8 protein-coding genes and 4 tRNA genes are annotated in these 7707 nt (G+C 67.4%); all 12 read left to right on the forward strand.

All coding sequences use genetic code 11. The features are described from left to right. Positions 1–71: 71 nt before the first annotated feature. Positions 72–1751 carry a tetratricopeptide repeat protein gene (locus VFE83_RS18205; protein ID WP_324908785.1) on the forward strand — a complete coding sequence of 560 codons (1680 nt, stop codon included), beginning with the start codon at positions 72–74 and terminating at the stop codon, positions 1749–1751. Continuing rightward, complete coding sequence (lolB, locus tag VFE83_RS18210; RefSeq protein WP_324908787.1) at positions 1748–2374, forward strand: lipoprotein insertase outer membrane protein LolB; 627 nt, start codon at positions 1748–1750, stop codon at positions 2372–2374. Before VFE83_RS18205 ends, lolB begins: the two co-directional genes overlap by 4 nt. Beyond that, positions 2371–3267 (forward strand): 4-(cytidine 5'-diphospho)-2-C-methyl-D-erythritol kinase, encoded by an 897-nt coding sequence (ispE, locus tag VFE83_RS18215; protein ID WP_324908789.1) that lies wholly within the window; start codon positions 2371–2373, stop codon positions 3265–3267. The genes lolB and ispE overlap by 4 nt, the downstream gene beginning before the upstream one ends. Before the next feature lie 11 nt (positions 3268–3278). Next, a tRNA-Gln gene (locus tag VFE83_RS18220) sits at positions 3279–3355 on the forward strand. A gap of 93 nt (positions 3356–3448) precedes the next feature. Then, positions 3449–4408 (forward strand): ribose-phosphate diphosphokinase, encoded by a 960-nt coding sequence (locus VFE83_RS18225; protein ID WP_324908791.1) that lies wholly within the window; start codon positions 3449–3451, stop codon positions 4406–4408. Between the two features lie 174 nt (positions 4409–4582). Then, positions 4583–5236 (forward strand): 50S ribosomal protein L25/general stress protein Ctc, encoded by a 654-nt coding sequence (locus VFE83_RS18230; protein WP_324908793.1) that lies wholly within the window; start codon positions 4583–4585, stop codon positions 5234–5236. 54 nt (positions 5237–5290) lie between these two features. Next, positions 5291–5872, forward strand: a complete 582-nt coding sequence (gene pth, locus VFE83_RS18235) for an aminoacyl-tRNA hydrolase (protein WP_324908795.1) — start codon at positions 5291–5293, stop codon at positions 5870–5872. 76 nt (positions 5873–5948) lie between these two features. Beyond that, entirely contained in the window at positions 5949–7040 is a 1092-nt protein-coding gene (gene ychF / locus VFE83_RS18240; protein WP_324908797.1) for a redox-regulated ATPase YchF, read from the forward strand. A 115-nt stretch (positions 7041–7155) separates the two neighbouring features. Continuing rightward, positions 7156–7241, forward strand: a tRNA-Tyr gene (locus VFE83_RS18245). A gap of 90 nt (positions 7242–7331) precedes the next feature. Further along, a tRNA-Gly gene (locus VFE83_RS18250) sits at positions 7332–7405 on the forward strand. Between the two features lie 34 nt (positions 7406–7439). Beyond that, a tRNA-Thr gene (locus tag VFE83_RS18255) sits at positions 7440–7515 on the forward strand. Positions 7516–7567: 52 nt separating this feature from the next. Next, positions 7568–7707, forward strand: a 140-nt coding sequence (locus VFE83_RS18260) for a GTP-binding protein (protein ID WP_239536270.1), incomplete at its 3' end; no start/stop codon positions are given.

Below are 7707 nucleotides of genomic sequence, written 5' to 3' on the forward strand. Positions count from 1 at the left end.
AAGCTGCTGGCTACCCGGAGGCCGACATTCTACCGGCCCCGTCCCGTCCCGGCTGTCTGCAGGCTTCATCGATGCCCGTTGCCTCGCGCACGATCCGTTCCATCCTCGTCGCCATGCTCCTCGCTTCACCGGCGTTCGCCGCGGAGAAGGAGCCGGCGGTTGCGCCCGATCCGACCGGCGCGTCGCTCGAATCGCTGCTGGTTGGCGAGTTCGCCCTGCAGTCCGGCCGCCTGGACGACGCGGCGCAGGCCTACCTGCAGGCTGCCCGCGACGCCGACGACGTCGCCCTGGCCGAACGCGCCACCCGCATCGCGCTACTGGCCAAGGACGACAAGCGCGCCGCGCAGGCGCTGGACCTGTGGCGCAAGCAGGGCGGGGAAGGGCTCAACCTGTCCGCGGCCGAGGCCGTGCTCGCGATCCGTCGTGGCGACGAGCGCGCCGCGCGCAAGCACCTGTCCCAGCTGCTGAAGTCGCCCGGCGACTCCGGCTGGCGGCAGGCGCTGGGCGTGCTCAGCGGTGGCGCGCGCGATCCGAAACAGGCTGCGCGCCTGCTGGAACGCCTGATTTCCGACGACCAGATCCCCAACAAGCTGCCGGCCTGGCTGGCCTTCGGCGGGTTGGCGCAAGGGCTGGAACAGCCCGCACTCGTCGAGCGCATCGTCGAGGAGGTGGTGGAGCGGTTCCCCGGCGAGGCCCGCGTCGGCCTGCTACGCGCCAACCAGTTGCGCGAGTCCGGCAAGACCGACGAGGCGCGCGAATTGCTGTCGTCGTTGGCGACCCAGGCTGGCGACGATGCCGACCTGCGCCGCGCCATCGCCGACGAATACCACCGCCTGGGCGACTACCACGCCGCCGAAGCCGTGGTCGCCAAGGGCCCGCAGGATGATCAGACCTATGCAATGCGTGCCGCGCTGCTGGCGCAGGCCGAGGACAAGGCGGCACTGACCCGCCTGTACGAGGAACTTCGCACCAGGGCGAGCGAGCCCGATCCGCAGCGGCGCCTGCTGCTGGGTCAGATGGCCGAATTCCTCGACCGCTTCGACGAAGCGCTCGAGTGGTACCGCGGCGTGCCGGGCGGTCCGCAACGCTGGCCCGCGCGCCTGCGCAGTGCCAACGTGCTGCACGAACTCGAGCGAGGCGACGAAGCGTACAAGTCGCTTCGCGACCTGCAGGCCGACGCGTCGGTCGACGATGAGGCGCGTCGTGATGCCTACCTGCTGGAGGCTTCGCTGCGGCAGAAGGACAAGGACGCAAGCGGCGAGATGGACGCCTACGCGCGCGGCCTGGCGGCTTTCCCCGACGACCCGGAAGTCCTCTACGCCCGCGCGCTGAGCTGGGAGCGCCGTGACGACATCCCGCGTGCCGAGGCCGACCTGCGCAAGATCCTCGTCACCGAGCCCGACAACGTCGCCGCGCTCAACGCACTGGGCTACACGCTGGCCGACCGCACCACGCGTTATCGAGAGGCGCTGCAGCTGATCGAGCGCGCGCGCACCGCCGAGCCCGACAACGCCGCGATCATCGACAGCTACGGCTGGGTGCTCTACCGCCTGGGCCGCAAGGAAGAGGCGCTGGTCGAACTGCGCCGTGCCCTGACCCTGCAGAAGGACGCCGAGATCGCCGCGCACCTGGCCGAAGTGCTGTGGGAACTGGGCCGCAAGGACGAGGCGCGCAAGTACTTCGAGCAGGCCCGCAAGATCGACCCCGAAAACCGCTCGCTCAAGCGCGCGCTGGAGAAGACCGGCGCATGAGCCGCATCCGCACGTTCCTCGCGCCCATGGCGCTGGCCCTCGCGCTTGCCGGCTGCGTGTCGCAGCCTGCGCGTCCGCCTGCGGTCCCGGTCGACCGGGCGCAGGCGGAGGCGGCCGATCGCGAGCGTGCGCAACTCACGCAGTGGTCGCTGTCCGGACGCATCGCCGTCTCCAATGGCAGCCAGGGCGGCAGCGGCCGCATCGACTGGCAGCAGGCCGGCGAGCGCTACACGGTGTCGCTGAGCGCGCCGGTCACGCGGCAGAGCTGGCGACTGAGCGGCGACGCCGAGGGCGCGCGTCTGGAAGGCGTGGAGGGCGGTCCGCGGCAGAGTGACAACGTCGAAGCCATGCTCCACGAGACCACCGGCTGGGAGATCCCGGTGCGTGCGATGGCGGACTGGGTGCGCGGCGTCGGCGCGGCTCCCGCCGAGTTCGGCGAGGCCCGTGTCCTCTACGGGGAAGGCGGGCGTCCGGCGCGCCTGGAGCAGGCGGGCTGGATCATCGACTACACGCAGTGGCAGGAAACCGGCCAGCCGCTGCTGCCTGCTCGTCTGGTCGCCACCCGCGGGCAGGCGAAGGTCCGTCTGATCGTGGACCAGTGGTCGCTGGCCCCAGCCCCGTGAGTTCGGAAACCCTGGCCGGTGCCGGCTGGTCGATCTGGCCCGCCCCGGCCAAGCTGAACCTGTTCCTGCGGATCACGGGACGCCGCGACGACGGCTACCACCTGTTGCAGACCGTGTTCAGGCTGCTGGAGTGGGGGGATTCCATACGCCTGCGGGTGCGACAGGATGGTGCCATCCACCGTCATGGGCCGTCCGTGCCTGGCGTCGACGAAGCGGACGACCTGACGGTTCGTGCGGCGAACATGCTCCGATCTTCGGCAAACGTCTTGGCCGGCGCCGATATCATCATTGACAAGAGCATTCCCGCCGGCGGCGGCTTTGGCGGAGGGTCCTCGGACGCTGCGACCGTGCTGGTGGCCCTGAACGCCCTCTGGGGTGCCGGGCTGGAGGTTGAGGAGCTCGCCGCCATTGCGCTGCGCTTGGGGGCCGACGTGCCCGTGTTCGTCCGCGGCTCGAACGCCTGGGCGGAAGGCGTCGGCGAACAGCTCCGCCCGGTGGACCTTCCGCCAGCCTGGTACCTCCTGGCCGACCCTGGCGTCCACGCGCCGACCGCGGCTTTGTTCCGTGCGCCTGAATTGACGCGGGATGCCCCTCCCGCGACAATGTCGGACTTCGTTTCAGGTGCACCGCTCGGGAATGCGTTCGAGCCGGTACTGCGCGCCCGCGAACCAGCCGTCGAGGCGGTGTTCGCGGCGCTGTCGCAGGTCGGATCGCCGCGACTGACCGGTTCCGGCAGCGGGTGTTTCGTCGAGTTCGCCACGCGCGGACAGGCCGAAGCGGCGCTGGCGACATTGCCTCCGGGCCTTCGGGCCTGGGTGGCGGAAGGGGCGCAGGCCTCCCCGCTGCACCGCGCACTGGCGGACTGGACGAAGAACGCTGTAGCGGCTCCCTGAGGGAGTCATCCAGGGGCGTCGCCAAGTGGCCCAAGGCACCGGGTTTTGATCCCGGCATCCGTAGGTTCGAATCCTACCGCCCCTGCCAACTTCATCCGGGATTGGGAATTCGGGATTGGAGACTCTGCTGGCCGTCGAGTTTCCAATCCCGAATCCCTGACTCCCGAACCCGGCGACCACCATGCAGAACGACCGCAACCTGCTGATTTTCAGCGGCAACGCCAACCGCCCGCTGGCCGAAGCGGTGTGCAAGGAGCTCGGCATCCGCCTGGGCAAGGCGCTGGTGGGCACCTTCTCCGACGGCGAAGTGCAGGTCGAGATCGAGGAGAACGTCCGCCGCCAGGAAGTGTTCGTCATCCAGCCGACGAACGCGCCGACGGCGGAGAACTTCATGGAACTGCTGGTGCTGGTGGACGCGCTCAAGCGCGCCTCGGCCGCCAACGTGACCGCGGTGGTGCCGTACTTCGGCTACGCCCGCCAGGATCGCCGCCCGCGTTCCTCGCGCGTGCCGATCACGGCGAAGGTTGCGGCGAAGATGTTCGGGGCCGTGGGTACGGACCGCGTGCTGACGGTCGACCTGCACGCCGACCAGATCCAGGGTTTCTTCGACATTCCGGTCGACAACGTGTACGCCTCGCCGCTGCTGCTCGCCGACATCTGGCGCGCACACGGCACGGACAACATGGTGGTGGTCTCGCCGGACGTCGGCGGCGTGGTGCGCGCGCGCGCGATCGCCAAGCGCCTCGACGACGCGGACCTGGCGATCATCGACAAGCGCCGCCCGCGCGCCAACGTCGCCACGGTGATGAACATCATCGGCGACGTCGCGGGCAAGACCTGCGTGCTGGTCGACGACATCGTGGACACCGCCGGCACCCTGTGCGCCGCGGCGAACGCGCTGAAGGCGCAGGGCGCGACCAAGGTGGTCGCGTACTGCACGCATCCGGTGCTGTCGGGTGCGGCGCTGGACAATGTCACCAAATCGCAGCTGGACGAGCTGGTGGTCACCGACACCATCAAGTTGTCCGACGCGGCGAAGGCCTGCGGCAAGATCCGCCAGCTCAGCGTCGCCGAGCTGCTGGCCGAAACGATCCGCCGCGTCGCCTTCGGCGAATCGGTCAGTTCGCTGTACGTGGATTGATCGAACGCCGGGAGTGGGGAATTGGGAATAGGGATTCGTAGAAGCACGTAGTTTGCGCTCTTGACGATTCTCCATTCCCGATTCCCGATTCCCGGGAACAGGGGCTCTTCTGGTCGCGGAAGAGTCACACCATCGCCGCGAGGCGATCCAACGCAGTGAAAGTGAGTAAACGAAATGTCCGAACATACCCTCAAGGCCACTGGCCGCAACGTCGAAGGGAAGGGTGCGAGCCGCCGCCTTCGTCGCGCCGCCAGCATCCCGGCCATCGTGTACGGCGGCAAGTCCGCGCCGCAGCCGATCCAGCTCGAGCACGAGAAGACCTGGCTGGCCAGCCAGAACGAGTGGTTCTACTCGTCGATCCTCAACCTCGACATCGACGGCAAGGTCGAAGCCGTGCTGCTGCGCGACATCCAGCGCCATCCGTTCAAGCAGCTGATCATGCACCTGGACTTCCAGCGCGTTGACCTCAACGCCGCGCTGAAGGCATCCGTGCCGCTGCACTTCATCGGCCAGGAAACCTCGCCGGCCGGCAAGTCCGCCGACGTGGTCATCACCCACGAGCTCAACGAAGTCACCGTCAGCTGCCTGCCGAAGGACCTGCCGGAGTTCATCGAGATCGACCTGTCGAGCCTGAAGGTTGGCGACATCGTCCACCTGTCCGACATCAAGCTGCCCAAGGGCGTCGAGCTGCCGGAACTGAAGCTGGGCAAGGAGCACGACGTCGCCGTCGTGATCGCCAAGCACGGTCGTGTCGAAGCCGAGGAAACCTCCGAGGCTCCGGCCGCGGACGTGCCGGCCACCAAGGCCGCCAAGAAGGACGAGAAGTAATCGCGTCCTGCCGACCCGCCCGCATCCGCGGGCGGGTCGCTGCGTGAATGCACGATGGCTGGTTTGCGCCTCATCGTCGGACTGGGTAATCCCGGTGCCGAGCATCTCCGGACCCGGCACAACGCCGGGTTCTGGTTTGTTGACGCCCTCGCGCTGAGCCAGGGCGTCCGCTTCGGCCTTGAATCCAAGCTGTTCGGCGAGACCTGCAAGGTCGAGATCGCCGGCCGGCCGGTATGGCTGCTCAAGCCGGCCACCTTCATGAACCTGTCGGGCAAGTCGGTGGCGGCGGCGCTGCGCTACTGGAAGATCGAGCCGGAAGAAATGCTCGTCGTTCACGACGAACTCGACCTGCCGCCCGGCACCGCGCGCCTCAAGTTCGATGGCGGGCATGGTGGGCAGAACGGGCTGCGCGACATCACGCGTTTGCTCGGCCACGGCAAATACCACCGTCTGCGCGTCGGCATCGGCCATCCGGGCCACAAGGACCGCGTCACATCGTGGGTGCTGGGGCGTCCCGGCCAGGACGACGAAGCGTCCATCCTGCGATCCCTCGAAGATGCCAACGACGTACTGCCGCTAGCGGTCGAAGGCGACTTCAACGAAGCCATGAAGCGGCTTCACACCAGCAAGGGTTAGGGATTGGGGATTCCCGATTCGCCAGGCGGCGCCTGTGAATCGCGAATCCCGAATCTCGAATCCCGGGAGTATTCCTATGGGCATCAAATGCGGCATCGTCGGTCTGCCGAACGTCGGCAAATCGACCCTTTTCAACGCCCTGACCAAGGCCGGCATCGCTGCGGCCAATTTCCCCTTCTGCACGATCGAGCCGAACGTCGGCGTCGTGCCGGTGCCGGACCCGCGCCTCAATGCGCTGTCGGACATCGTCAAGCCGCAGAAGGTGATCCCCACCGCCGTGGAGTTCGTCGACATCGCCGGCCTCGTCGCCGGCGCAGCCAGCGGTGAAGGCTTGGGCAACAAGTTCCTCGCGCACATCCGCGAAGTCGATGCGATCACCCACGTCGTGCGTTGCTTCGAGAACGACGACGTCATCCACGTCAGCAACCGCATCGACCCGATCGCGGACATCGATACCATCGACACCGAACTCGCGCTGGCCGACCTGGAGTCCGTCGAGAAGGCGCTGCAACGCGCGGAGCGTTCGGCCAAGACCGGCGACAAGGAAGCCAAGGCGCGCGTGGAGGTGCTGGGGCGCGTGCGCCAGGGCCTGGACGCGGGCAAGCCCGCGCGCGCGCTGGGCCTGTCGGACGACGACCGGCTGTTGCTGCGCGACCTGTTCCTGCTGACGCTCAAGCCGGTGATGTACGTGGCCAACGTGCTCGAGGACGGCTTCGAGAACAATCCGCACCTGGACGCGGTGCGCGCGCGTGCGGTGACGGAGGGTGCCGAGGTGGTGCCGGTGTGCGCGGCCATCGAGGAAGAGCTGAGCCAGCTCGACGACGCCGACCGCGACGCGTTCCTGGCCGACCTGGGGCTGGACGAGCCCGGCCTGAACCGGGTGATCCGCGCGGCCTACAAGCTGCTGGGCCTGCAGACCTACTTCACTGCGGGCGTGAAGGAAGTGCGCGCCTGGACCGTGAAGTCCGGCTCGACGGCGCCCCAGGCCGCCGGTGTCATCCACAGCGATTTCGAGAAGGGCTTCATCCGCGCCGAAACCATCTCGTACGACGACTTCATCAAGTACCGGGGCGAATCCGGCGCCCGCGATGCCGGCCGCCTGCGTCTGGAAGGCAAGGAATACCGCGTCCAGGAAGGCGACGTCCTGCATTTCCGCTTCAACGTCTGAGCCGGGAGCCCCCCGTCCGGGGCCCGGACTGCATGGATCGTGCCCGGGTGCGAAAATAGATGTTCAAACCGCGTTGACAACCTTCGCGGCCGGTCTCAAAATTGCGGGCTCTTTTGGAGGGATACCCAAGCGGCCAACGGGGGCAGACTGTAAATCTGCTGGCTTACGCCTTCGGTGGTTCGAATCCACCTCCCTCCACCAGTTCCAACCCGGTCGCGAGACTGGTGGCAGCAGCAACAAACCGGCGGCATTACCAACCACCGGTGCAGTACCCAAGCAGGTCAGTCCGGCGCGGGAGTAGTTCAATGGTAGAACCTCAGCCTTCCAAGCTGATGGTGCGGGTTCGATTCCCGTCTCCCGCTCCATTGATGCCGCGACAGACAACTGCTTGAACAATCCGCTCACGTAGCTCAGTCGGTAGAGCACCTCCTTGGTAAGGAGGAGGTCGCTGGTTCGATTCCAGTCGTGAGCACCATCCTGTAGTGATCCACCCCAGCAATTCCGTCCTAAAGCGAGAGTCGACTGTCATGGCCAAGGGTAAGTTTGAGCGCACCAAGCCGCACGTGAACGTGGGCACGATCGGTCACGTCGACCACGGCAAGACCACGCTGACGGCAGCGCTGACGAAGGTGGGCGCCGAGCGTTTCGGCGGTGAGTTCAAGGCGTA

Origin of the sequence: Lysobacter sp. (assembly GCF_035655815.1) — a bacterium.
Lineage (GTDB): Bacteria > Pseudomonadota > Gammaproteobacteria > Xanthomonadales > Xanthomonadaceae > Lysobacter_J.